Origin of the sequence: Flavobacterium acetivorans, assembly GCF_020911885.1 — a bacterium.
Lineage (GTDB): Bacteria > Bacteroidota > Bacteroidia > Flavobacteriales > Flavobacteriaceae > Flavobacterium > Flavobacterium acetivorans.
In genome coordinates, this window is sequence record NZ_CP087132.1 from 1,893,830 (window position 1) to 1,920,184 (window position 26,355).

19 protein-coding genes are annotated in these 26,355 nt (G+C 33.6%); 3 read left to right on the top strand and 16 right to left on the bottom strand.

The window, feature by feature from the left end; all coding sequences use genetic code 11:
- Positions 1–90 precede the first annotated feature (90 nt).
- The 6 genes from LNP19_RS08355 to LNP19_RS08380 all read right to left on the bottom strand — a co-directional run bounded on the left by LNP19_RS08355 (position 91) and on the right by LNP19_RS08380 (position 10,981).
- Positions 91–4,563, bottom strand: a complete 4,473-nt coding sequence (locus LNP19_RS08355) for a T9SS type B sorting domain-containing protein (RefSeq protein WP_230061474.1) — start codon at positions 4,561–4,563, stop codon at positions 91–93.
- 24 nt (positions 4,564–4,587) lie between these two features.
- Complete coding sequence (locus LNP19_RS08360; protein ID WP_230061475.1) at positions 4,588–6,924, bottom strand: T9SS type B sorting domain-containing protein; 2,337 nt, start codon at positions 6,922–6,924, stop codon at positions 4,588–4,590.
- Positions 6,925–6,939: 15 nt separating this feature from the next.
- Entirely contained in the window at positions 6,940–7,776 is an 837-nt protein-coding gene (locus LNP19_RS08365; protein ID WP_230061476.1) for an ABC transporter permease, read from the bottom strand.
- An 11-nt stretch (positions 7,777–7,787) separates the two neighbouring features.
- Positions 7,788–8,696, bottom strand: a complete 909-nt coding sequence (locus LNP19_RS08370; RefSeq protein ID WP_230061477.1) for an ABC transporter ATP-binding protein — start codon at positions 8,694–8,696, stop codon at positions 7,788–7,790.
- Positions 8,697–8,772: 76 nt separating this feature from the next.
- The gene (locus LNP19_RS08375; RefSeq protein WP_230061478.1) at positions 8,773–9,162 is read right to left on the bottom strand and encodes a response regulator; all 390 of its coding nucleotides are present in this window, start codon (positions 9,160–9,162) and stop codon (positions 8,773–8,775) included.
- Positions 9,152–10,981, bottom strand: coding sequence for a PAS domain-containing sensor histidine kinase (locus tag LNP19_RS08380; protein WP_230061479.1), 1,830 nt, complete (start codon positions 10,979–10,981; stop codon positions 9,152–9,154). Before LNP19_RS08380 ends, LNP19_RS08375 begins: the two co-directional genes overlap by 11 nt.
- A 333-nt stretch (positions 10,982–11,314) precedes the next feature.
- Between LNP19_RS08380 and LNP19_RS08385 the strand changes: the two genes are divergently transcribed.
- The gene (locus LNP19_RS08385) at positions 11,315–12,364 is read left to right on the top strand and encodes a hypothetical protein (protein WP_230061480.1); all 1,050 of its coding nucleotides are present in this window, start codon (positions 11,315–11,317) and stop codon (positions 12,362–12,364) included.
- 36 nt (positions 12,365–12,400) lie between these two features.
- On the top strand, positions 12,401–13,276 hold the full coding sequence (locus LNP19_RS08390) for an SdiA-regulated/phytase-like domain-containing protein (RefSeq protein WP_230061481.1): 876 nt from the start codon (positions 12,401–12,403) through the stop codon (positions 13,274–13,276).
- Here the strand turns inward: LNP19_RS08390 and LNP19_RS08395 are convergent.
- The gene (locus LNP19_RS08395) at positions 13,259–16,990 is read right to left on the bottom strand and encodes a metallophosphoesterase (RefSeq protein ID WP_230061482.1); all 3,732 of its coding nucleotides are present in this window, start codon (positions 16,988–16,990) and stop codon (positions 13,259–13,261) included. The genes LNP19_RS08390 and LNP19_RS08395 overlap by 18 nt on opposite strands.
- Positions 16,991–17,015: 25 nt before the next feature.
- On the opposite strand from LNP19_RS08395, the gene LNP19_RS08400 reads away from it, so the two are divergent.
- On the top strand, positions 17,016–18,188 hold the full coding sequence (locus tag LNP19_RS08400; RefSeq protein ID WP_230061483.1) for a Pycsar system effector family protein: 1,173 nt from the start codon (positions 17,016–17,018) through the stop codon (positions 18,186–18,188).
- On the opposite strand, the gene LNP19_RS08405 is transcribed toward LNP19_RS08400, so the two are convergent.
- The 9 genes from LNP19_RS08405 to LNP19_RS08445 all read right to left on the bottom strand — a co-directional run bounded on the left by LNP19_RS08405 (position 18,185) and on the right by LNP19_RS08445 (position 26,327).
- Positions 18,185–20,551 (bottom strand): GAF domain-containing protein, encoded by a 2,367-nt coding sequence (locus LNP19_RS08405; RefSeq protein WP_230061484.1) that lies wholly within the window; start codon positions 20,549–20,551, stop codon positions 18,185–18,187. The genes LNP19_RS08400 and LNP19_RS08405 overlap by 4 nt on opposite strands.
- Positions 20,552–20,694: 143 nt before the next feature.
- Positions 20,695–20,937 (bottom strand): DUF1660 family phage protein, encoded by a 243-nt coding sequence (locus LNP19_RS08410; protein WP_230061485.1) that lies wholly within the window; start codon positions 20,935–20,937, stop codon positions 20,695–20,697.
- A 203-nt stretch (positions 20,938–21,140) separates the two neighbouring features.
- A complete protein-coding gene (locus tag LNP19_RS08415; protein ID WP_072941432.1) occupies positions 21,141–22,199 on the bottom strand; it encodes a nucleoid-associated protein in 1,059 nt (352 codons plus the stop codon).
- A gap of 88 nt (positions 22,200–22,287) precedes the next feature.
- Positions 22,288–22,827: an IS1096 element passenger TnpR family protein gene (locus LNP19_RS08420; RefSeq protein WP_072941435.1), complete on the bottom strand. Its 540-nt coding sequence runs from the start codon at positions 22,825–22,827 to the stop codon at positions 22,288–22,290.
- 215 nt (positions 22,828–23,042) lie between these two features.
- Positions 23,043–23,642, bottom strand: a complete 600-nt coding sequence (locus LNP19_RS08425) for an HPP family protein (RefSeq protein WP_230061486.1) — start codon at positions 23,640–23,642, stop codon at positions 23,043–23,045.
- Between the two features lie 5 nt (positions 23,643–23,647).
- On the bottom strand, positions 23,648–24,928 hold the full coding sequence (locus tag LNP19_RS08430; RefSeq protein ID WP_230061487.1) for a chloride channel protein: 1,281 nt from the start codon (positions 24,926–24,928) through the stop codon (positions 23,648–23,650).
- Positions 24,929–25,113: 185 nt separating this feature from the next.
- A complete protein-coding gene (gene gloA2, locus LNP19_RS08435) occupies positions 25,114–25,503 on the bottom strand; it encodes an SMU1112c/YaeR family gloxylase I-like metalloprotein (RefSeq protein WP_230061488.1) in 390 nt (129 codons plus the stop codon).
- Positions 25,504–25,505: 2 nt separating this feature from the next.
- On the bottom strand, positions 25,506–25,766 hold the full coding sequence (locus tag LNP19_RS08440) for a hypothetical protein (RefSeq protein WP_230061489.1): 261 nt from the start codon (positions 25,764–25,766) through the stop codon (positions 25,506–25,508).
- A gap of 3 nt (positions 25,767–25,769) precedes the next feature.
- A complete protein-coding gene (locus tag LNP19_RS08445) occupies positions 25,770–26,327 on the bottom strand; it encodes a sugar O-acetyltransferase (RefSeq protein WP_230061490.1) in 558 nt (185 codons plus the stop codon).
- Between the last annotated feature and the right edge of the window lie 28 nt (positions 26,328–26,355).

Genomic DNA, 26,355 nt, shown 5'->3' on the forward strand with positions numbered 1-26,355 from the left:
ATTAAAAAAAGGCCATTCGTTCCGATAGTTATCGGAAGAATGGCTTTTTTTATGACTAATAATGAACTGCAAATTAGTCTTCTTTTGTAATTATCTCTTTAAACTGAAATGTCCTTTGGCTTCTCTTCCATCTTCTAATTTTAAGGTGTACCAATAATCATCTGCTGATAAAGGTTGACCATTGAAAGTCCCATTCCATCCCTGGCTTGAAGGCTTTATTTGGGTCAGTAATTTTCCATAACGATCAAATATAAAAATGATAGCGTTGGTATTGAAACCTGCCGATACTCCTTTTATATTCCAATAGTCATTATATCCATCATTGTTTGGTGTGAAAAATTTGGGAGCTCCAATGACAGCAATAGTTTTGCTAACAAGACCACAGGCATTTTTATCATTGATGAATATTTCATGAATCCCAGGAGGAACATTATCAAAGAAATTAGAGTCTTGGAATGGTCCATTTGGCGCGTCTATACTATATTCATATAAACCCTGACCAGATGCATTTACTGTTATTGTATTTACAGCTGTCAAATCTGAGATTAGAATTGAATCGACATGGGCTATATCAGAAGCGGTAACATTTATTGTTCTGATTCTGCTGCAACCAAAACTTGTGGTAACCTCTACTTTGTAATTACCTTCAGTATTTACTCTTAGAGTTGGTTGTATTTCATTGGTTATGATTTGATTATCTTTCCACCAACTATAAGTGTAATCAGTTGTTGGCGAACCGTCATTTATTCCTGCGTCAAGTTGTACAAAAAAAGTAGGTAGGTTAGAACAGACTAATTCATCTTCAGTATGATCTTCATTAGTATTAATATTTGGTTTCGCATGAACTGTTAAAGTAATGTGTGGTCCTAATCCATAGCAAGCATTGTCTAATGTACTTTCAACTCTAACCCAAATTTGTTGTTGGTTAGGGTAGCCTTCATTTCTATAATTGCTTGTATTGATAATCTCGTTTGCCTCTGCTAAGGCATCGGCTTCATTTCTATAATATTTTATAGAATAGGAGGAACTTGGTGAAGGAATAAAAGTGATAATGTCATTTGTAATGCTGCTAAAATCAAATGTAGAAATCCCATCAGTATCATCATGGATTGAATCTATATAATCGTCGCAATCTGAAAAATCACGTTGAAAAGTAGAAGGAATTTGAGTATTGGATACAATTAAGTTTAATTGTGCGACGCTAATACAGCCATTTTGGTTTTCTACTCGAGCCCAAACTATTGCATTAGTACTCGTATAAGCGGTAGGCGTATTTATTTTGGTATTCAAATCAGCAGTATCGGCACCAATTTTTGTGGTATAATAGCTAAAAATTTCATTTAAATAATTAGTTGAAATAGCGTTGTTTTTTTCGGTTAAATTGAAGTCAGAAATTCCATCTGCATTATCATCACATTGAATAATTGAAGTAGGAGATGTAATAGGTAGATTATAGATCACTAAAGTTGTTTCTCCTGAAGTTAAACCACAGTAGTTTCCCGTTTTACTCAACTTAACGCGATATTTATAGCCATTCATAACTTTTGTTGTAGCAGCTATCAATAAGGAATTTGTTGTGACTCCTGAATAAGTGGCATTATTTGAAAGGTCATTCCAAAGAGTTCCATTAGTTGAAACTTGCCATTGATAGATGCTTCCGCCGTTGTCAACAAAAGAGATAGTAGCATCTTGAAATTCACAAGTTGCTGGAGCTGTTGGTTGTTGTGTTATTATTATAGGTGCTGTAATTAAGTATATGCTGTTTGGAGCTGTATAAGCTGTACTGCTTGTTACTTTTCCTTTTGCATCCACTGATAAAGGATTATTACCTAAATAACCATCATTATTTGGGTCAGAAAAACCGGCTTCATTTACATCATTACATAAGTCATTGTCGCTGTCTAAATCACGATAATTTTTGATGCCATCCGAATCTGTGTCAGCAAGAGTATAATTTATAGTTCCGGAATCTGCCGATGTTTCAAGATTGTCAGAAAGACCATTTGTTCCAAAACTAGTTTGATTGCCATCAACAATTCCATCTGAATTTACATCAGTACCATTACTGCCGGATTCTTCTAAATCGAAAATTCCGTCGTTGTCACTATCTAAATCTCGATAGTCCGGGATGTTGTCATTATCGGTGTCTATTGGAATAAATCCTGGTTCGAAGGCATCGTCTAGTCCATTCTTATTAGCATCAATATTAGAAATAATAATGTTATTCGTTTGGGCTTCAACAGTGTCTAAAATACCATCATTATCACTGTCAATATCCAATAAATCAGGAATGCTGTCTGAATCGCTGTCAATTGTTTTCAGATGTTCTATGGCAAATGTAGCTTTGTTGTTATTGGTGTCAGATAAATTATTGTGGACAAAAGTTAGCGAATTGGTTAGATACGTTTGAAATTTGAATGAACCACTTCCGGGAAATAAAGGGATTGTGCTTTTTAATCGGAATCGAATTTCAAAAGAAGAAAATTCTTTTACGCCACTTTCATAAATACCATCATAATTGGTGTCAATTAATAATTGGTCATTGGGATCGGTAACAGTAATTGTCTTATCTGTAGGGACACGGAGTGTAAAATCACCTTCGCTGTTCATTTGCTCATTTATAGGAGTTGATTGGTCAGAATCATCCTGCATAATATAGCTAAAGATTAGTGTTTCGGGTTGATTTAAGTTTAGGGTATAGGATGTAGTATTCATTTTTCCTACCGGCACTTCTGAAACAAAACCATATAGAGGTTTACCAATAATGTTTCCAGTACCACTTGTCTGGCCGGTGTATTCTGTGCCTAAAATCGGATTGGATTGGTTAATTAATAATTGATAAGCTTCATATCGGTTAGTGATACCGTCGTTGTCTAAATCGATATCAATATTATTATTAACTCCATCATTATCTGAATCATAAGGACAATTGCTTACAGGAATTTTATCTGAGAACACCGTAGAACCACAGCCTGAAATACTGCCTCTTACCTGGTAATAACCCGGCTCAGTGGGTTGGTAAGAATTGTTAGTTTCACCGGGGATTTCAGCATCATTTTTGAACCATTGGAAGGTGTCGTATGATGACAAAGTACTAATTTTTAAAATAACATTAGGGATGCATGCGGAATTAGTAAGAGCTAGTTTATCGCTAACAATTTCAGGTTTAGTATCAAAACCGGAATAATAACCGCCATAGGTTGCGGCACCATTAGTGCCAAAATAGGAAACATAAAGCTGTTTGGTAGATTTTACGGAAATATTACCGGATAAACTGTTAAGTGTATATCTGACGAATTTTGGATTTCCTGTAATTGCCACAGGCTGATTAGTGATTGAGTTGTTGTTTATTGTTACGGTAGCGCCAGCTTCAGTAACGATATTTAGTCCGCCATCAAAAATTATATTTCCAATAGATTGAATAAAAGGAATATTGTTCACACTATTTGGCGTAGCACAATTTAAGGGAGGTACAAAAAATAAGTTTTGATTGGCTGGTGGTTGATATATTGTTGGAAGGCCACCGGTACTTTGATAAGCGGCTACGTTTTCTGAAGCAGCAATATATAAATTTCCGTTTATAAATTGACTACCGTCTAAAACAGTATATTCTCCTTCGCTTAACGTTGTAATTGGAGTGCCTGAGCCGTTTATGAAAATTTTAGTTTGATCTGAACTGGCAATCAATAAAACTCGTTCTAATTCATCAGTTCCAAGTCCTTTTACAAAAATATATTCTTTACCAGTTTTTTCTAATGGGACTATTTGGTCAAATCCTACATCTCTGCCACTTGGTTGTCCCGTTTGTGGTCCCCCAGTTTGTAGAGCTGTGCTATTACTGCCTCCAAAAGAACCCGAATTGACTACTACAGGCTTGTCTGTTACTACAAGAGCGCCAATCATTTTAGAACTATTTGATGGAGTTGTATTCAGGGAGTTTTCCATTGCAAGTACGTAACTTTCATTCTTGTCTAAAGTAACCGTTATCGGCTCGTTTACGAGGATTCCATTAGAGAGAATTGTGCCGTTTGGAATATTAGAAATGCTTACCATAGTTCCATTTTCAGTTGATAAAATCGATGCGAAATTAAGTAAGCTATCGTCAAAAAGAGGATTTAACATTGCTCCTAATCTAAATTCTTTCCCCAGAGCGCTATTTCCTTTGGAGACTAATCCACCGGCGTGATTATATCCGCCACTTCCATTTGATCCGGCATTAACTCTAACACTTACATAGATTAAATCTTCAGCTTCAATTAGGTATCCCTTATTGTTTTGCTTTCCTATTTGTGCTTTAGGAACAAATAGTTGTGTGTTTATTCCTGTTCCAACGTTGAAGGTGTAAGGTGTGTCATTCTTGACGTTTGCTGTTATTGTGTTCCCGCCAATGGCTGTGATTTTAAATTTTACATTGACCGTGCTCGGAGTCGATATGTATAAATATTGATCTTGAGGTAAAGTATTGTATGCAGCAGTAATTGGAGGGATATAATGTGTTTTACTAAATTGAGCAAAGCAGTTTATCGATAAAAAAGTAAATATGATGAGTAATTTTTTTTTCATTTGCTAAAAATAGCAAAATAATTCTTATCTTTTTAACGAAAAATGTCCTTTAATGCTTTTTCCTTCTGCAAAATTTATGCTAAACCAATAATCATCCGATGGCAGTTTGTAACCATTAAAAGTACCATCCCAGCCAAGACTTGAAGGGGATAATTGTTTTAGTAGTTTTCCATAGCGATCAAAAATAGTAATTGTAGCTTTAGGGAATAAATCTAGATTTTTAATTATCCATAAATCATTAAAACCATCACCGTTTGGAGTAAAAAAACGAGGATAATCTAATACGTAAAATTGAAAAGGAGCTGCGTTACCACAGCCGTTTTTATCTCTAGCGTAGGCCCAATAAGTTCCGGCGGCAATCCCATTGAATAAAGGACTATCTTGAAAATAGCTACCATCAATAGAAAACTCATAATCTCCCGTTCCCGTATATTCTATTAAAGCTGAATTCTGATTTCCTGCAAAATCATTGACTTGAACATTTTTTATTGATGCTATTTCTGAAGCTATTATGGTGAATTTTTTTGTTGCTTCGCAGCCGTTTGCACTTGTTACTTTTACAGAATAATTTCCTGGATTACTTATGTTAATCTCATTTGTTGTTTCTCCGGTATTCCATAAATAACTTAAAAAGCCAGCATTCACGGAAATATTTAGATTGCTATTAGCGCATAAGGCGATATTTTCTTGCTGAAAATTTGGAGGGTAAAATGAATTTACAACAAGGCTAACAGGGGTAATTCCATAACAATCAGATCCGTTAAGTACACCAGCATATATGGTTTGCCGGTAGGGAATTGTGTTTCTGAAAATTGTCGGCAATGCATTTCTTTCCAGATAGGCATCGTTTTGGTTCAAATAAAAGCCAACCGATATATTATTTCCTAAGCCTGAAAAAGCGCTTAAAGTAGCAATACTCACTAAATCAAATTGATAAATTCCGTCATCAGTTCCGTCGTCATCACAAACGACTATTGGCGCAAGTGGTGTGATGGTTTGGTTCGAAATTCCGAGAGTCAATTGGGCATAATGGGCACAGCGGTAGCTGTCCAAAATTTTAGCAATTAGAATTTGATTATTAGCTTTGTTGTTATAGTTTTTTGGATTCTGAATTGGATTTAGATTATTTTGGGCATCAACAGTGTTTTCGTAAAAAACCATAGTGCCTAAATTACTATTGTTGTTTTTTAGGATAGGTTCTGCTCTTGTCAAATCAAAAATCGCAATTCCGTCCCCATTATCATCACATTGTATCAAGTTAGTATCTTGCAGTACAATTTCGGGCGTAAATTCGACTTTTATTTCACCCGAAGCAATACAGTTTGTACTTCCTAATTCTACTTCAACTCTATAAGTTCCTGTTTCTGTAGCTTGATAAGAAGGATTCGTTTCGCCAGCAATTGGAGTTAAGGAATTATCCTTGTACCATTTGTAAGCATAGCCTGGAGATAATTTAGTATCAATAATAAAGCTTTCGCCGAAACAAATTGTATTGTTAGGAGCAATTCGATCCGGACCTAAATCTATTTTTGAGGTAAAACTGCCTGCTTCGATAAAAATGGCTGAATCAAAATCTTTCGTTCCGTCATCAGCAACTACTAATTTTATATGGTAAGTTTTTCCGGGAATCACAGTTGTTTGCGCATTCATGACAACGGTTTGACCAGCGTAATTTATCGGACTGGTATTGGTTGGACTTGTATTTAATTGTTCAAAATAGGTTTGATTTATTGCAGGACATCCTTTTTGTGTTCCGAAATTATCAGTAAAATTAATTAAGGGACGAATATTTGTCGATGAGACCGGAGTTGTAGTTCCAGGGAGTACGGCTAAATTTTGATAATTTCCCGTACTGCCTTTCTCTTTGATTAAAAAAACAAAAGCATCCGAAAGACGACAAGGAAAATCATCTTGGTATTCATTGGAAGCAAATAAATAATTAAAACTGATGAAGTTTGTCAAAGGAATGAAATCGAATTCTAGTACTGTTGCATTTGTCGATCTAATATCTAAGGTTTGGTCTAAATCAGGATCTCCTAGCCATAAATTACTACCACCTCCTTGGTTCCTCATAAAGGGGCCTTCAGAATTTTTACTACTCCAAGTACTTAAAACGATACCCTCCGTAAAAGGGAAACTGCCCCCTTGATTATTGAAATAGCCATAACTATTTTGTCCGGGCGTAAAAATATCGCCTTTTACGCTTTCTCCAGAAATACTGATGCAAGAACTGTTATTTGTTAGTATTTGGGTAAGATCTGTTGCGTTTTTAGAATCGTCCACGCTGATAGCTTGTGCAAATACCAGCGTTGTATTGCAGAGGACTAAAATCCAAAATAAAATGATTTTTATACATTTCATAGCATCACAAAGATACTATAAATCTCTATTTTTTAGTAATTTGAAAGACATAAACACAAATAGGAAAGTCCAGATTAGAACAATAATGATTGATGAAAAATGAACATCATAATCTTTGAAATTGGCCACTCCAATTTGTTTTCCTAAGTTTTTGACTACTGATAATCTGGAAAAAGGTTCTACGATTAGATTCGACATAGATTCCAAAGGGAAGAATTGCGTAATATTATCGGCAAATTTACTGTCTGGGAATATTTTGAAATTCAATATTCCTTTGGCAATGCCTTCTAAAATATTCCAAACCAGTAAAAAACCAAGTGCAAATGCGGAACGTTTTACTAATATGCCTAAAAATAAACAGAAGGAGAAAAAACCAACTAATTTTATAAAGAAAGCCAGCAGATATTCTAAATCAGAGAAAACAATGCTTAGTTCCGTATAAGAGGAGAAACTGAATCCCAACATTAAACTCATGATAAAAACAAAAACCGTCGAGCAAAAAGAAAATAATACTACGGTGAGAAATTTAGAAAGGATAAATTCCTTTTTACTCATTCCGTCAATTAAGTTTTGTTTTAAAGTTCCGTAACTGTACTCGTTTGCCATCATAGAAACGATAACAATGGCCAAGAATAATTTTAAAATGGCAGCGATATAGGTGTTAAAGTGCCATATAAACGGGAAGTTGAATATGCCCATTTCGGCAAGATGAAATTTAAAAATGCCCAAATCAAATTTTATGGATGCGATTAGTGCTATAAAGGAAAGCAAGATGAAATAAGCCAATGTCAAAATTCGGCTGGCTTTGTTCATCCATATTTTTTGTAATTCTATTGAGAGTAATCTTTTCATGTTTGGCGGTTTTAAGAAGTTGGATTCGTGTTGTTTGTCAATTTTAAAAATTGCTCTTCCAGGCTGTTTTTACGTTTTACTAAATGCCCTAGATTGATGTTTCTTTCAAAAAGGAATTTGTTTAAAACGGCAGCTTCTAATTCGCTTTTCAAATAAACGAACACTTTTTCTTCTCCTTGTTTCACGCTCTCAACAGCGGGATGCGTTTTTAAGACTGCAATTAATTTTTCGGGATCTTCCGATTGCAATTCGAAGAAACCTTCGTTTGCCGAAATCCCATCCACTAAACCGGCATATAAAATTTGGCCTTTTCTTAAAACCACAACATGCGAACAAACTTTTTCTACTTCATCCAATAAATGGGAAGCAAGAAGAATCGTTGTGCCTCCGGCGGCAACTTGCTTGATGATATCTCTTATTTGATGAATTCCTTGTGGATCTAATCCGTTAGTTGGTTCATCTAAAATTAATATTTCAGGATCGTTCAAAAGGGCAGAGGCAATCGCTAAGCGTTGTTTCATTCCTAAAGAAAAAGTACTGAATTTGCTGTCTTTTCTTTCGTTTAAACCTACTAATTCCAGTTTCTCCTGAACTTTGCTATAACTGATGTTTTTTATTTTACATACTAATTGCAGGTTTTGCTGCGCCGTCATATAAGGGTAAAAATTAGGTCGCTCTATAATGGCGCCTACTTTTTTCAAAGCTTCATGCGTTTGCGTTTTACCGTCAAACCAGCTGTATTCTCCTGAAGTTTTATTGACTACATTTAAAACAATTCCTAATGTTGTTGACTTTCCGCTTCCGTTGGGGCCTAAAATACCATATACGTGTCCTTTTTTAATATCGAAAGTCACATCTTTTAGCGCCTGTAAATTGCCATAGCGTTTATTCAGATTTTTAATAGAGAGAATGGTTTCCAAGATGTTGTGTTTTTTAGTTTTTTATAGGACGAACAAATAGGAAAATTGTTACTCTTAATTGGTATTTAGTTTGGTATTAGATCATTTTAGCCATTTCTTTCAATTTTTCGGCAGTAATAGGTTTCATAATATAGCCTTTCAAAAAAGCGTGTTTTTTAGCCATTTCGATATCAGCGGGATCAATGGATGAGGTGACGATAAAAATTGAAATTTCTTTTTTTATAGGTAATAAAATGAACTCATCCAGAAACTGCCATCCGTCCATAACGGGCATATTCAAGTCAAGAAGGATTCCATCAGGTATTTTGTCATTGTCATTACTATTTTTTTTCAGTTCTTCTAGCGCTGATTGGGCATTGAAAAAAGCATCAACTTCATCACAAAATTGATTTTTTTGAATCAGCATGCTCATTAGTTTTACTGATAATTTATCATCGTCAATAATATAGAGTTTTTTATTTTTCATTTAAATATAATTTAAAAGTGGATCCTACACCCACTTCACTTTCAACTTCAATTTTACCTTTCATGGCTTCGATTTGGTTTTTGGTAATAAATAATCCAATACCTCTAGCATCACTATTGCCATGAAATGTTTTAAACATACCAAATATTTTATGGCCGTTTTTATCTAAATCTATTCCCAAACCATTGTCTTTGAAATTTATGATAGTATGCTGATCATTAAGTTCATAGTTTATCTCTAAAGTAGTTGCTCTATCAGGAGATTTGTATCTTATGGCATTTGTAAATAGATTCAGTAAGATACTTTCCAGATATGCCGGAACGGCGAATATGGTTAAATCATCAGGTATGGTATCAAGTACTGTAATTTGATTTTCTTTGATGGTTAGGTTTAAGATGTTTTTCGTTTTTTCGATCTCATCTTTTAGACAAATTTTTGTTTTCTCTAGATTAGTGCTTTTTTGAATGGTGATGGTTTCGTTTAAATATTCGATGGTTTCAGAGAGTTTTTCTGTCGCTTCTTTGAAAAGATCAATATAAGATAATTTTTCTTCTACGTCTTCTGTGTCATTCATTACTTCTAGTATCATCGATAGATTACTGGTATGCGAACGAATATTATGCGAAATTATATGAGCAAAATTAAATAGTTTGTTATTCTGATCAGTAGTTACTTCTAATAATTTATTTAATTCTAATTCTTTAGCTTGTCTAATACTCACATCTCTTCCTACTCCTATGTAGTTGATTAAGGTATTTTGTTTGTTAAATACGGGATTAATGTTTAAGTCAAACCAATATTTTTCTTTATTTTTTTTGTAATTGAGGATGGTGACTTTGATGCTTTTCTTTTGCTGAATCGCTTGTTTCATTATGTCAGTTGTATGCTGATCTGTTTCAGGACCTTTGGATAAGAAGCCTGGTGTGTAGCCCACTATTTCATTAAGACTAAAGCCTGTGAGTTCCAGATAAGCCTTGTTTGCCCAGACCGTTTTTCCCATTGCATCTGCAATAATGATAGTATCAGTAGTTTCAGATACGGCTAGAGAAAGCATATTCATATTGCTTTCTGCACTTTTTCGCTCGGAAATATCTCTAATAAAGCATACTAAATAGTTTTTTTCTCCTACTTGAAATTTTTTTCCCGAAGCTATTTCGACTGGAACAGCTTCTCCCGATTTAGTTTTTAGATAAGCCTCATTTACAATGTAATCATCCTTTGCCAAATGATACTTCATGAAAATAGCAACTTTCTTATTGTATTTATCAGGGAATAATTCAGAAATGTGTAAACCGATTAGTTCAGAATTATTATATCCAGAAAGCACCACAGCTCTAGGATTATATTGGGTAATGAAACCATCAGAAGTGTCAATTATAAAAATAGCATCATTAGCACTCGAAAAAATAGATGAAAATTTTTCAACATTTAATTGAAGCTCATTAATTAGGTTTTGTTCTTTGGTAATGTCTTGAAAAGTACCTAATAAACGTCTGGGTTTTCCGTTCTTAAATACTATCTGGCAATTACATTCCACATATTTAATGTTATTTTTAGCGGTTGTAATTTGAAATTTGTCACTAAATGGAATTCCTTCATTGATGGCTTGATCGAGAAAGAATTTAATTCGATCTCTGTTCTCTCCTTCAGTATAGAAAGGAATTGCACTGCCCAGTACAGGTATGAAATCTTCGGGTACTTCAAGGATGCATCTAGTCACAGCATCCCAGTATACGGAGCTTTTTTTTAGATTGAGCTCCCATATTCCAATTTTTGCCGATTGGGCAGCATTGAAATACAGCTTAAGCTTATTTTTCATAACAGTAGGTTACTTAGTATTTAAATTTTAATTTTATAGGGGTGGGCAAATTTAATTTAAATTAATAAGGTTCGGGGGGGTTCGATCGAAAAAAAGAACATTGTAGCGGCTTTTTTTTAAATCTCTTCATACTAGAGATTTAAGTTTTTGTCTAAAAAAAAAACATAATGCTATTATCTTTATAAACGTTTGAATGTTATTTAATTAGGTTTTGTGCTTTTTAGTATTAAATAGTAGTGTAGAAGTGCGTATAATTTTACAAGGCATGAAGTAGTTGGTCAAACGCTGTTTTGCGATTATAATTTAATGTAAATTTGTATTAAATAACTAGTAATGGAAGACTCTTCAATCCTGTTTAAAAAACCCAGTTATCCTATAAATCAAGCGCTTTCTGATTATTTGGAACGGTATGATCGTGTCTCCAAGGTTGCAATCAGTTACGATGATTTATTGCGTTTTTCGGGTTCTATTAATGTCTATGATAAAAATGATCAGGACACATTATGGATTCGTGTATATTACAATGAATTTGAAAGGACTGAAATTGATTTGACATTAAAGAAAATCTATTCCCTTTTACTATCCGATGGAAATTTAGGAATTCTAAAATTTTTAAATGTCGATTCTATCGATTATTGCACTTTTGGAAATTCTAAACCCTTTAGAGTAAAAGTGCGAAATATTCTAAATGATAACTATACCCATTTTTATATCAAGAAGGCTGATGCTTCAAGGGTTTACGGCTTAGAATTAGAGCATATTCTGTCTCCTGATAAAATTAACTTTTTGGTTTATAAAGATACTCTGATAGAAGAGCACATCATGGGAATTCCTGGTGATGTATTTATAAAAACGCTTCTAAGCAGTTGTACCGAGACTGAAAAAGCGCAAATAGCCAAAGAATTTGTAAAATTCAACGAACGTTGTATGATTCGTTTGCTAGGCGATATGCGCTCGTATAATTATGTGGTGGTACCAACTCATGATTTTGACCAAGTTGTTTATAAAATACGCGCCATCGATTTTGATCAGCAATGTTATGAGGGGAATTTTAAGATCTATCGACCTCAATTTTTTAAAGAAAATTATCCAATGGTAAAATTAGTCAAAGATAAACTCCAAGACAGTTCGATTGACCAATACAAAGACGAGGAAAGATCAGCTTTGGCTAAAAGAATTCATTCAGCTGAAAATAAAATCAAACGACTATTGCAAATTATGAGTGATGACACTATAGCCCCAAAAGAGAATCAAATGAAATTACAAATGGAATTATATCGCTATACAAACGATATGAATTTTAAAAATGCAAAATCGATGGGTTATATATTGAAAGCCGCATTTGAATTTATTATCAGAAACTTTAAAAAAGTTAATTATTAAACAGCATTTTATATTTATTTAATGATTATTTGAATTATGAAAAACTATATTTCTCTAATAGCAGTATTTTTTTTATTAGCCTGCCAACACAATTCTAGTCCCATAAAGGAACTGTATGTTTTACCTAAAAAGTTGAAAGAAGTTTCGGGAATCACATCTTCACAACAGCTAGGTTTTATATGGGCTTTAGAAGATAGCGGAAATCCGAATGTAATTTATGGATTGGATGCTAATGGCGTTCTTGCCCAAACCATAACTATTACAAATGCTACAAATATAGATTGGGAAGATATTACCCATGACAAAGAAGGAAATTTATATCTAGGGGATTTTGGAAATAATGAAAATACGAGAACGGATTTGTGTATTTATAAAATCGATAAAAAAGGATTGAAAAATAACAGTACTGCTTCGACCTCTAAAATCTCTTTTGCCTATCCGGAACAAAAAGATTTCCCACCTAAAAAGAAAGAATTGTTTTATGACGTTGAAGGTTTTTTTGAGTTCAAAAACAATTTTTATTTGTTTACCAAAAACAGAAGCAAAGGATTTGATGGCACCACTTTTCTATACAAAGTTCCTAATATTAATGGTTTTCATCAAGCGCAGCTAATAGGAAAGTTTAAAACATGTGGGGACTACAATCATTGTGTGATTACAAGCGCTGCCATAAGTCCTGATGGATTGAAAGTAGTAATCTTGAGTCATGACAAAATTTGGTTGTTCGAAAATTTTAAACGCGACAATTTCTTGAGTGGAACAAAAACAACATTCGATTTGAACCATTTTTCTCAAAAAGAAGCCATTTGCTTTAAAAACAATGATATAGTGCTTATTGCCGATGAAAAAACTAAAAAAATAGGAGGGAAGGTTTATGAAGTTAGTATCAAAAAACTAAAATCCAAATCCTAGCCCAAAAGTAATTCTGGCCTCTTCATCAACGCTTTTGAAATAGGTGAGTCGGGCTGTAATCACATTCAATCCGTTGAGCCAGATTCCGCCTCCAACGGATTGATGCCATTTGTTAGAATTTTCGCCTTGAAGCCAAACCCTCCCATAGTCAAAACCGCCTAAAACGCCATAGGACATAGGTAGTAAACTACGTTTTATTTTCCCCAAATTCCATCGCAAATCACTACTTTGATAAAAGGATTGATTACCTAAAAAGCGTTCGTTTCTATATCCTCGTAAATCATAATCCCCCCCTAAAGTGGCTCCTTGATAAAATTCAAAATTGTTGTTTAACAATGTTTTTGCTTTTATAATAGTAGCCAAGACTACTTTGCCGGCTGGATCAATTTTATGATTAAAATTAAGTTTACCTTCTAATGAAGGAAAATTTCTTTTGCTGTCATGTAGGTCCATTTTCCAACTTCCGGCAATAGAAAACCCCATTCCCATGGTGGGAAGGGAGGCAACATCATAATTTTCGAAACTATATTTTACTGTTGCACCAGCAAATTGACGGTTTTGAAAAATAGCTTGGTTGATAGTTGAGGGAAGGCTTATAAAGCGATTCTCAGTAGCTTCTACTTTTATGTTCTCAAAAGCGGTTGTAATGTGAATTTCACTTCCAGCTGCCCCCACTTTTTTAATTGATGGAGCCACTTTTAACATTTGGATGCGCACTCGATTGTAATCCATACCCTCAAGTTCATCATTATTGATAGTTTCATTGCCCGAACCAAAATAATTAATAGTGAAATTAGGACTGGTAATTCGTGTTTCTAAATCCAAATCCCATTTCTCAATTAATTTAGGTAAATGCGCATTGTATATAAATTCGTAGCCGCTTGTTGCAAAAAAATAATTGGCACCTAAAAGATGCTTTTGAGTGTATGGATTTTGATTGAATTTATTAATGTTATAGCTCGCGGTGAAACCTAATTTTACACCATCATCAGGATTATAGCCACCGGATGGCAAGCCTGAAAAAGCATTGTATTTTGGTTTTTCATAATTGTAAAGGTTCGTTTCATAGTCATCAGTCAAAACAGCGTTGGTTTTTTTGTCTAATGCATAAGAATTTACTTTGGATTTAAAATCGTAAATTTTTAGATTTTTGCCGTTTTCTACCGTGTACGAATCTTTATTTTGTCCGCCAATTAATCGAATTCTAGTTGTTGATTTTCCGTTTCCTTTCACTTCGAAAACATCCTCATCATCTAGGCCGTAAATCCAAATGTTTTTGGTTTTAGTAGCAGAGAATTCTTTGGTGTAAAGTAGTTCTTCACCTTCTTTTTTTAACCGATAAACTTCGACTTCAAGCTGGTTTTTAGCTTTATGGTTGATTATAAATTTGTCTTTTTTATCGGTACCAACTATAAGAACTGTTTTTTGTAAAACAGCATAGTATTCGGAGGCATATTTTTGAAGCTGTTCTCTCCTCGTTTTTAATTTGTGTTTAATGCTATCGATTGTCTCATCTAGTACTTCTTTGGGTAAATTGTCAAATGCACTATCTATGGCATCATCTGAAAGATTTTCTTGAATGTATTTAGCTTGCGTTATCCATTCTTTCTCAGTAGCCGTTTTAAGAAAGGCAAGGTCTAACGAGAAAGGTTCGCGATTGAGCCATTTGACATTTTTTATGTTTTCCTTAAAAGTTTGCATGTGGCGTAAGGCCGGCATTTTCATCAAAAGCGAAAGTAAAGCTCCATCGTATTTTGTAAATGCCTGATCTCTATCGCGAGGAATTGGTTTGTAAATTATTTTTCCGGCTTCTTCATATTCGCCCCATCGCCACTGATCTTGATGTCGGTCCCAATCACCAATGAGCATATCAAATAATCGGGCTTTAATATAGGAATTTTCATCAATAGTATATTTCTCGTCTTTTTGTAGGTTTTTTAATAAATCTGTTGTGCTAATAATTGTATTGGGTTTTCCAAAGTTTTTCAAATCCTTTTGGCTATCAGAAGGTCGCTCCTCAATCATGTATAATTCATCACCAAAATCGGCATTGAAGTCATTTAATGCTTTGTGTTTTGGGATGTAGTACAATTTAGGATTGGTATGTGAAACGCCAATTTTTTCGGCAAGATTTCCTACAGCAAAAGGCGTGTAAGGATGCGAAGTGGTGTAGAAATCAAATAAAAAATTTTCGGCAACGGTGTTTTTAAATTCGTTTGCAATAAACTGATCTTTGAAAGCAACGGCTTGCAGAAAATTAGAAGCACTTTTTTTCATGGCACGCATGACATATTCCTGACCGTTTTTGTCAATGGTTCTTAATGATTTAGTTTGATGACCTCCACCAGCCCGTTTTGGTTGCAATCCGCCAAAAAGGGTGTCAATAGTTACCGTTTGTACTTCTATTGGTAGGCTGTAATATTTTCTATAATGTTTTCCGAATAAAAAGTTATAAAACCAGTTTTTGTCCGTTTGCTTTTTTGAGTAAATTGATGTTGTGGTAGTTTTAGCAAACGAATTTGGAAGTGCATCCGTGTTACTCTTTTTTGTATTCAATATCGTATGTTCAAATAGCAGTTTTTCGCTGTTGTTTTCATTGCCGTAAAAAAATAGCTTTGCACTACCATTTTCGTAAATAGTCAACTTAGCATATCCATTTTTTCCATAGGAGAAGTCATTTGGAAATAGGGCTCTTGCTGCTTCAGATTTTGAACCAGCACCGCTGATAATTTGTTTGATGTTGTCTTTTTCAATGTATTGTAAGTTATGGTCATGACCTGAAACCACAAGAACATTGTCATGACTTTGTAAAAGCGTTTTTAGTCGTTTTGTGAAAAGAGTATATTGCTTGTTTTGTAGGTCTTGTGGACTTATACCTGATGTTTTTCGAAGTAAATTGATAAAAGAACCCAATACAGGAAGTGGGATTTTTTGTTCTAAAGGGAAAAGCTGTTTTTCTAATGAAAATTGGCCTCCATGTGTCCCGTTACTCATTAATGGATGATGAACTGCCAAAATAATAGTTTTGTCTTGGTTTTTATTTAAAAGACTTTCTAATTCATCAAAGAAAGCGGCTCTGCTCTTGATGTCACAATTGTCATTTATGGTGGGGTTCTTATCCCAATCTTCTAAAAACCATTGACTGTCAATGGTGATTAAGCAGGTGTTTTCATCTATTTTTAAATCGTCTATCCCACAATTTTTTCGAGGTAAAAAGGCTTTTTTATCCCCTAGATAATCCGATACAAATTTAGCTTGTCGTTCTAAACCTATAATACCGTTGTACCAATCATGATTGCCAGGAATAAAAATGGTTTTACCTTTGTAATTTTCGGATAGTTTGAGTTGATTCGTTAATTTTTTTTCGGCTAATAGTAATTTGTCTGGATCATCGGTGCTGGGAAAACCTTTGGGATAAATGTTATCACCTAGAAATAAAAGAGTACTGTTTTTATCTGCTTTTTTTAGTTGTTCGTGAAGTAAATTCATGGTTTGCAGGGGCTTAATCTCGTTAGCATTACCGGCATCACCAATTAAAAAAAAAGTATGTACAATTTTAGAGGTATCAACAGCGTTTTGAGCTATCGGATTTTTGATATTCTTACCAAATTGTGTTGCATGGGTGGCACAGGATTGAATAAGAATGCCTAGTAGAATTAAAAGTAATGAAGTTTTATTCCAAAGAATAAAACGATTATCCAAAAACAATTTCATAATTTAGTAGTGTAAAAATATGTTTATGACCCTTTTAAATGAAGCCGAAGAATTTGTTAGTAAATTATTCAAAGATAAGCTTTCTACTTTATTTACCTACCATAATTTTAACCATACCCTTGGTGTTGTAGCAGCAGTTAATCAAATTACTGAGGCCGAAAATATTAATCTTCTCGATAAAGAGATTTTATTGATTGCCGCTTGGTTTCACGATACGGGTTATATTCAGGGCTGCACTAATCATGAAGATTCCAGTATTAATATTGTTTCTACTTTTTTAAAAGATAAAGAGAAGTCATCAGATTATATTGCCAAGGTTTGTAGTTTGATAAATGCTACCCGATACGGTTATGAACCTCAGACACTTTTTGAAAAAATTATAAAGGATGCTGATTATTTTCATTTGGGAAGTGAAGAATATTTATCTTCCTGTGAATCTTTGAGAATAGAATGGAAAAATCTAGATCAAAAATGCTTTTCAGATAACGATTGGGTCGTTGAAAATTCGGATTTTCTAATTAATAGACATCGTTTTTACACGGATTTTGCCTTGCAGCATTGGCAATCGATAAAAGAAAAAAACATAGAAAGTATTCAAAAGAAGCTAATAAAGATGGAAGTTAAAAAAGAAAAGGAAAATAAGAAAAGGGAGCGAGGAGAAAAACCGGATCGTGGGATAGAAACTTTATTTAGAGTTACTTTAGGAAATCATACCCGTTTGAGCGGAATTGCGGATAGTAAGGCTAATATTTTACTTTCGGTAAATGCAATTATTATTTCAATCGCGCTATCCACTTTAATTCCAAAATTAGACAGTCCTAGAAACAGTCATCTGATGATTCCTACTTTTATTATGCTGATTTCGAGTGTGGTTACTATAATTTTTGCAATCCTATCGACACGACCAAAAGTTACCAAAGGTGTTTTTGACCGTCAGGATATTGAAGAAAGAAAAGTAAATTTACTTTTCTTTGGAAATTTCTATAAAATGCCGTTGAATGAATACCAATGGGCTATGAATGAGATGATGAAAGACAGAGAATACCTTTATAATTCAATGATAAAAGACCTGTATTTTTTAGGATTAGTTTTGGAAAAAAAATACAGATTACTGCGAATTGCTTATAATTTATTTATGATCGGAATCGTATTATCGGTTGTGGCTTTTGTTATTGCTTTCAAAATGATTGGAACTTAATTTAATTCGTCCAGCAAATCCTGATAGGAATAGTTTTTAAGGTTTATCCGATCATCATTTTTAACTTTTACTCTTATGGCATTTAAACCAGAAACACCCTGTAATTCTTCGACTTCAAATTGTTCTATTGTAGGTTCCAATATTTTTTTAAATTGTAGAAATTTGATATAATTCAAATATTCTGTTTTTTCGGCATTATGGGAATAGACGATAGTGATTTTCTCTTTTTCCGTAATGCGCTCTTTTGTTTCTTTGATATTCGCTTTATCAATTCTTTTTTTAACCACTTCGTAGCGAGCATTGTAGGTTCCGTCTACGTCAAAACGTTTTTCATCCATTCTGAAGCGGATGGAAATAGGGGAGCTAAATACTAGAATTAAAGAAGTGACATCTAATTCGTAAGGCAAAGATGATTTGAGTTGATGGTGTTTCAATTCCATTTCACACAGTGTTTGTAATTGCCACAGCCTCAAATTGTGAAGATACATAGTGTCAAAAGTTTTTGCTGGAGTTATGGAAGCTCCAATATAGAGGTTGTGTTCCACACCATCTGTCTTGAATCTTTCAAAATAATGGGGATAAATATTTTGAGCTTCTATTTGTTTTTTGTCGAGAACGGCAGCCAATTTTTTATTGATTATCGATAAGGCATTATCGAACTTTTTTCTAGATTGGTAAAACATTCCTGTTTTTTCATCGAGACTCTCAAAATATTTCTTTTCTAATACTTCACCATCAGAATTTGTCTGGGTATTTTTTAATATTGGATGAATTTCATTTTCGATGTACAGTTGTATTTGTTGTTCTGTATCTGCTTTCAATGGGGATTCTAATTGTTTGTATAGCGATTGTAATTCAAATTTTCGTTGTTCTAATAACACAAGATTCGCATTTGAATTTTGGTTTTTAAAAATTTGTAATAGCGCATTCAACTGATTTTTTAGATCTTCTTTTACGGTTTCATTTCTAAGATCAGAGGAACCTTTGATGTCTATTTGTCCATATAAAGGATAGACTTCTTTGAAGACGATTTCTTTGAAAATGTAATCTTTAATCGGATTACTGGTTTGAAAATATTTTAAAGCTTCTTTTTTAAATTTCCAATATACACTGGGATGAATGGAGGTATATTCCCTTTGGATCACTGCTTCCACTTTGTTTTGCATGTCCGTGTTATAGCGTTCAGTAGTATCAATTAAAAAAGGAAGCACTAAATCAAGCTTGCTGGCATTGATGCTGTTAAGTTCTCTAGGGCTCGAGGAAACTAATTCTAATACGCCTAAGATGCTACCGTTACTTATGATGGGAGCAAAGATACAACTGTGTACGTTTTGTTCTAATAAATGTTTTGCAAATTTTTCATTTCCAGCTATTAAGGCAAATTTTTCAACATTTGAAATAATTAATGGTTTTTGGTTTTTCAAAATATTCTCAATAAAACAACCCAGCAAAGTGTTTTTACAATCAACTTCTTCTTCAATAGGAAGAATAAAGCTATTGATACTGTGGTCGCTAAAACTTGGTTTTACAAATTTTTCTTCTTCTTCATTGTAGAAAACCAGACCAATCCTTAAATCAGCTATTTTAAAGATGGAACGAAAAATAGATTCGAAATTCTCATAAAAGGTTATCGGTTCTTTATCAGGTTTTAAAAGATTACCTTTTAGTTTAGAAATTGCGCTTTCAGTAGTAGAATCGAAAAGAATAAGGATGCCAAAACCTTTTAAAATCCAACTTTCTACAGGGAATTTTTCTTTCCAGAGCGCTATGTTATCATAATTATCCATCAATAAATCGATGTCGTCTTGAGAGATTTCGGGAGCTTTTTTAGTAGGTATGATTTCTATAAAATCCCCATTATACAAAATGCGGTATTGATTCATTATGCCCTCTTTATTTGGGATATCGTAAAATAAAGGCTTGCTGAAATCAATTTTTTGACCATAAAATTCATTAAGAATTAGCGTGCAACTCATTATATAAAAGTGATGCTCATCAAAATCTCGGATAGCCATGTCAAATTGAGAGCCCGCATTGTTTATTATTTTTTTGAATCGATCGCTATAATTAAAAGTAAAATTTTGAAAAGGTATCGTAACGGCTTTTATCTCATTATTTGTTAAAGCAGTAGGGAATAAATCAGCTAAGAGGTGCTTGATTAAAGTTTCGTTTTCCTGAATCAAATTTAGGTTTTCAATACCAGTTCTGAATTCGGGAAAAGGGGCTATTTCTGCCAGTAAAGCTTTGGCATAATTAGATCTGTAATCCACATCAGTCCCTGCGATTTGCTCTAATGTTTCAATTAGTTTGTGAAACGAAATCAAGGTTTTAAATGGACTTTCTTTAAAAAAATTGGTTGTCATCTTTTTTGCTTTACCGGAAAAGCAAATTTACGAAATAAATGAGTAATCTGAGAGATCCCCACGAATAGTTCATAGTTCTTCAGGAAGAATAGGACAATATAACAAATTAGTTAAAATGATTCTAGATTTTGGAGTCAATCAAGTCAAATAATATGAAACTTTTTTTTATTGAAACGAATTAATGTTTCATTAATTTCTTTTAGTTCTGGAGTAAGAAACATTTTTCGACCTTTGTCATCATTTGTTAATTCTAAATGACAAACGGTACATTCAAATTCCTTGAAATGATTTGTGATATTTCTAGTAACAATAAATTTATGTCCCAGTAGCGAACATAAAATTTTGCGATGAAGTATTTTTTCCTTGATTTCAATAGTCGTTATCATTTTACTTCTGATTTTGAGGTGTTTAAATTTAAAAAAAAAATCAGTTGAAAAGTAAAATTTAATCGTTAAAAGACAATAATTTTAAATTTATTTAAATAAAAACTTACAAATAGATATACGAAATTTTCTTTTTATTGTTATTAGCCAAGAAAAAACCCTCAATTGATTTTACAATTGAGGGTTGGTGATTTTGTGATTTTCTTTTAAGATTTCTCTTCTTTATTGAAATAAACTAAGTAGTAGTACATTTGTTTTTCTTCGTCCCAACCTTTTTCAACAAATTTTTCGGCACTTTCCGGGTTGATGAAATCCATTTTAATTTGGATATGAGTATCCAGATTAATGACATTTTTGATTGATTTTCGGGCATCAGAAACCGCTGCATTGGCAATAGGGAATGAAGTAACATCTTCAATGCTGTATTTTTCGCCTTTGTCTACTTTATAATTTTTAAATTCAGGAATCAAATCAGGGTTATCCAAGACTTCATTCAAAAATTCAGTTTCTTCAAATTCATCATTTTTGGCAAAATAATTCACAGATCGGTTCATAAACATCACTTCTTCTTTCTTGTCTTCGGCAGGAAAAACAACATCTTTGGCAAAGTTTTGACAAAATTTAAGGTATTTTTTTGTGATAAAATTTTCATCCTCAAAAGCATCTACCGAAAGGAAATGCTCTAACCAATATCTAGCATCATAACGGTTGCTGTCTACAGTTAGGATTTTATATCCTTCCTCTTTTTTATGATTAAAAATCAAACAACCTTTATCCAGTTTGTTTAAGTTTATTCCCTGTTGTAAAATCATTTCCAGATGGGTTCCTTTTTCTTCAAATTGCAAGAAATCAGCTTGTAATTCACTTTTAAAAATCCCAATAGCATCAACGACATTATTGTCAATATTTACATTAGTCAAATAAGCAACATAAACTTCTCCATTTTTAATGTGCGGATGATTGGATTGCTCAAATAGATGTTTGGTAATTTTTTTGGAACATTCGTGTAAATTAGCCGGATTTTCAAAAATTTCACTGGCGAATTTAAACATATCATTGTAATCTAAATCGACTTCATGCGCAAACTGAAAGTAGTTTTCCTCTTTTTCTCTAAAAGGTTTTAAGAAAAATTCTTTGATAAGAGGTACAATTTCATCTTGAAGATTGAAAGGTTGCTCTGATAAAAAAATAGCTTCATTACGGCTTTTATTTCCAACACGATGGATGGAAAGCGTTTCGATGTGCGTGTTAAATAAGTTGATCATTTTTTATGTTTATTAGATGAAAGAGCCAAGATGAAAGACGGTAGATAGGTCTTTGATCTTGGCTCTTGATTCTTAGTTTTCTACTACTCTAGTTCCAATTTTCCTCAAATCCATAATCCTCAAAGCTATCATCTCCTTCAAACATATCTAAATCATCTTGATCTAAATCGTCTTCAAATTCACTGGCGTAGTCATCAGCATTGTCTGCTTCAAAACTTTTCTCCATTGCCTCATCTGGCATTTCTCCATGTGAGAATAGTGTTTCGGGATAGATATTTCCAGCGGTTTGCTCTTCAATAGCGGCCAATTCAACTAAAAAAGTCCACATATTGATGAAATCATAAACATATAGAATTTTAGTGTTTTCGTCATCAAGGATATCAGAGAGTTTATAATCACTCATTATTTTTTGTTCTCCAGGGACATCTCCAGTATCAAAAAGTGAAATTTCATCCTCCTGATTCCAAGTTTCATCACAAGTATAGAACGAAGCGACTTCCATGCCGTCAAACCCAAAGGAATTGAAGATGGCATTGTGTAAATCCTCTAAAGTGTCTTCTGCAAGTATTGCAATATCTCTGAATATATCTTCCTCGGCATCTAGAATTACTCTGAATTTGTAAACCATAATCTTTGTTTTTATTGAATGGTCAAAGGTAAAATTTAATTTTAGATTTCAGATTTCAGATTCTTGATTTGTTGATAAGATTTTTGCCGATACATTTATCAAGACTGAATCAATTATTTATCAGGAAATTGATTTAAAAAATAAAAAAGAGTACAGCTGCTTGATTTTAATCTTTTAGTTCGAAACAAAAGGCTACTAATTTGAATGAATTTAGATTACTGGTTTTGAAGTGATTTATGGATCCTTTTCCTGATTTTATGGTATTTTTTATGACTTGGATAATACCTGTTAGCTGTCGTGTTATTAAAAATTAAAGCAACAATAAGTAAAATAAGAACGCCACTTAGAACAGGTGTAATGACATACCAATAACCAAGATTTTTAATTTCAGCTGATCCAGTTACTGCTATCAAAGCAGTGGCTCCACCAGGCGGATGCAATGTTTTGGTGAGTTGCATTAAAACAATAGAAATTGAAACGGATAAGGCAGAAGTGAGCCACATGATATCTGGCACAAAAGTAGCAACGGTTACCCCTACAATTGCCGAAATGACATGACCGCCAACCAAGTTTCGAGGCTGTGCTAATGGACTTTGAATCACCCCATAAATAAGTACACATGATGCTCCAAAGGAACCTATAAGATAGACCACATCAGAATCCGGTAATGTTTTGGATTGCATGTAGGCGATAGTTCCAATTCCTATAAATGAGCCTATAAATGCCCAAAAATGTTCTTTAAAATCGACTAGGGTTTCTTTGTATAGAATGTATTTGGTTTTGCGGTAGCTTCTTTTAATTTTTTGAATGGCCATGGATGTTATTTTGTTAAACTTGGAGTATAGTTATAAACGTTATAAGGATAAATTATTTTGGCAGTATATTTTGAGATGAGGCAAACCACTAAAATAGGTAGAAATAAGGTATAATCATTTGTTAGGCCGCAAACTAAGAAAATCGCGGTAAAAGGCGCATGGATACTGGCACTGAGAACGGCAGCCATTCCTATGACCATAAAATTTAGCGGAATCACATTGACATTAAAAAAAGTATTTAAAGTCGATGCAACTAGTAATCCTAAAAAAGCACCAATAAAAAGGCTTGGCGCAAAAACACCGCCATCTCCGCCAGAAGCCAAAGTGGCTGAAGTTACAATGGGTTTTAAAACTATAATTCCGACATAAGTAAGGGCTAATGACAGTGTCAGCGGTATTTCATTCGTAGGATTGAAAATAGTTTTTAGGGCATGATAGCCTTCTCCATAAAGTTGTGGAAACAGCAATAAAGAAACAGTCAGAATGACTGAACCAATAATTATTTTGTAATAATGGGTTTCAATTTTTGAAAATTGTGATTTAAAAAACAAAACACAATGCGTAAGATAAACCGAATTTAGTCCCGCCAAAATTCCTAAAAGGATAAAATAAGGAATGGCTTTTAGATGCCAAGTCGTAATGGTTAGCGCAAACAAAGGTTTTTCATCTAAGAGAGAAATAAGGCCAAATGCAATTGTGACAGCAATCAAATTACTGATTAAAAAAGCTCGGGTTACTTTTCTGGAAATAACTTCCAATGCAAAAAATATCCCAGCTACAGGGCTGCTGAATAAAGCAGTAATTCCCGCTGCAACACCAGCGCAGATCAATTCGGTTTTGTATTGTTTAAAAACGTTTTGCTTTCTTTGGGCAACAGAACCAATCGTCGCCGAAGCAACTACGGTTGAAACCTCAATCCCTGTTGATCCTCCAAAAATAACGGTCAATAATCCGTTGATAAAATGCGATGGTATCTTGTAGTTGGGCAGGTTTTTGGATTTGGAATTGGTGCTTTCAAAAATTTCTTTAATGCCTTTATTTTCTTTTTTTCTAAAAAGATATTCCCGAAGAAAGTAAATGACCGAAAGTCCAAAAATTGGAAAAATCACAAAGAATACGGGGTTTACAGTTGCTTTATGAAAAAATATTTCCTCGTAATATTCGGTTATTTTTTTTAAAGCAACTCCTAAAAAAGCAGACAGGAAACCAATTAGAACAGAAACAATGACTAGTTTTTGAAATTTTATAAACTGGTAATTTTTTTTAATGCGGCTGGTATTGTTCATTTAAAAAATATTTTAGGATGTATTTATTTTCAAATAAAAACAAGAATTGTTTATTCAAAATACAGGTGTTTTTTAGAGCATCACAAATTTAAAGAAAGAAAATCGGATTGAGATTCAAAATTGCGTTATAATCTGGTGTTTTTGAAAAACCTTTGTGAATTCTGTTTTGCCAATTAAAAAAGGATTTATTTTTCGTAAAATTCTATAGGAAGTGCATCCGGATCAGTGATAAAAGTAAAACGTTTATGAGTCGTTTCATCTATTCGGATAGGCTCTGATTGAATGTTTTTGGAAGTTAAATAATTTATTGTTTGGTCTAAATTATCGACTTCAAAAGCCAAATGGCGTAATCCTGTAGCTTCCGGTCTGGAGGCACGTTGTGGCGGATTTGCAAACGAAAAAAGTTCTAGGGTGTACACACCATTTAAAGCCAAATCCAGTTTATAAGATTCTCTTTCCTCACGATAGATTTCTTGAATAATGGTCAATCCTAAAACATCAGTATAAAAAGTTTTCGATTTTTTATAATCAGAACAAATAATGGCAATATGGTGTACTTTGTTTATAGAAATCATGGTTATTTTAAATAAGTCATTTCAGGGAGATTGGCGTTTGGGTCATTTGCCAAAGCATCGGAATGTAGCTGGTTTATTAACTTTTTGGTTTCGTCGATGTTGTCAATTTTAAAAAGAAATTGAACTTCATTTTTAGCATCGGCATTTTGCCAAATGTTTTCTAAATGCATTCCTTGCGAAGCATGAAACAATTTGTCCTTTTTTAAAACCTCTTTGATGGTTTCTAATGGAACATTATGGAGTTTTGCTAGTAGGTGTGGCATAATTTATTGATTTAATTTTCGAATCACTTTTGCCGGATTTCCTACAGCCAGCGAATTGGCCGGTATGTCTTTTGTAACAACAGAACCGGCGCCTATAACACAGCCATTGCCTATGCTAACTCCAGGACAAATGACCGAATTGCCACCAATCCAACAATCGTCGCCAATGGTAATAGGTAAAGCATTTTCGAGTGTTTTTCTCAATTCGGCATCAAGAGGATGGGTTGCGGTATACAACTGAACTCCTGGTGCAAAAAAGACATTGGAACCAATAGTTACTTTGGTAGAGTCTAGAACGACACAATTTACATTGAAATATACATTTTCGCCACAGTAGATGTTGTAACCATAATCGCAAAAAAAAGGTGGTTCAATATAGAGATTGGCTCCCGCATTAGGAATTAATTCTTTAATGATTTCTCTTGCTTTTTTGGTAATCCGATACTCGGTAACATTTAATCGGTGGAGTAGGTTTTTAGATTTTCGTCTTTCTTTTACTAAAACAGGATCTCCAGCTAGATAATATTCTCCGGCAATCATTTTTTCTTTTTCGGTTTTCATAAAGAGCGAGTATCAAGTATCTATGTAA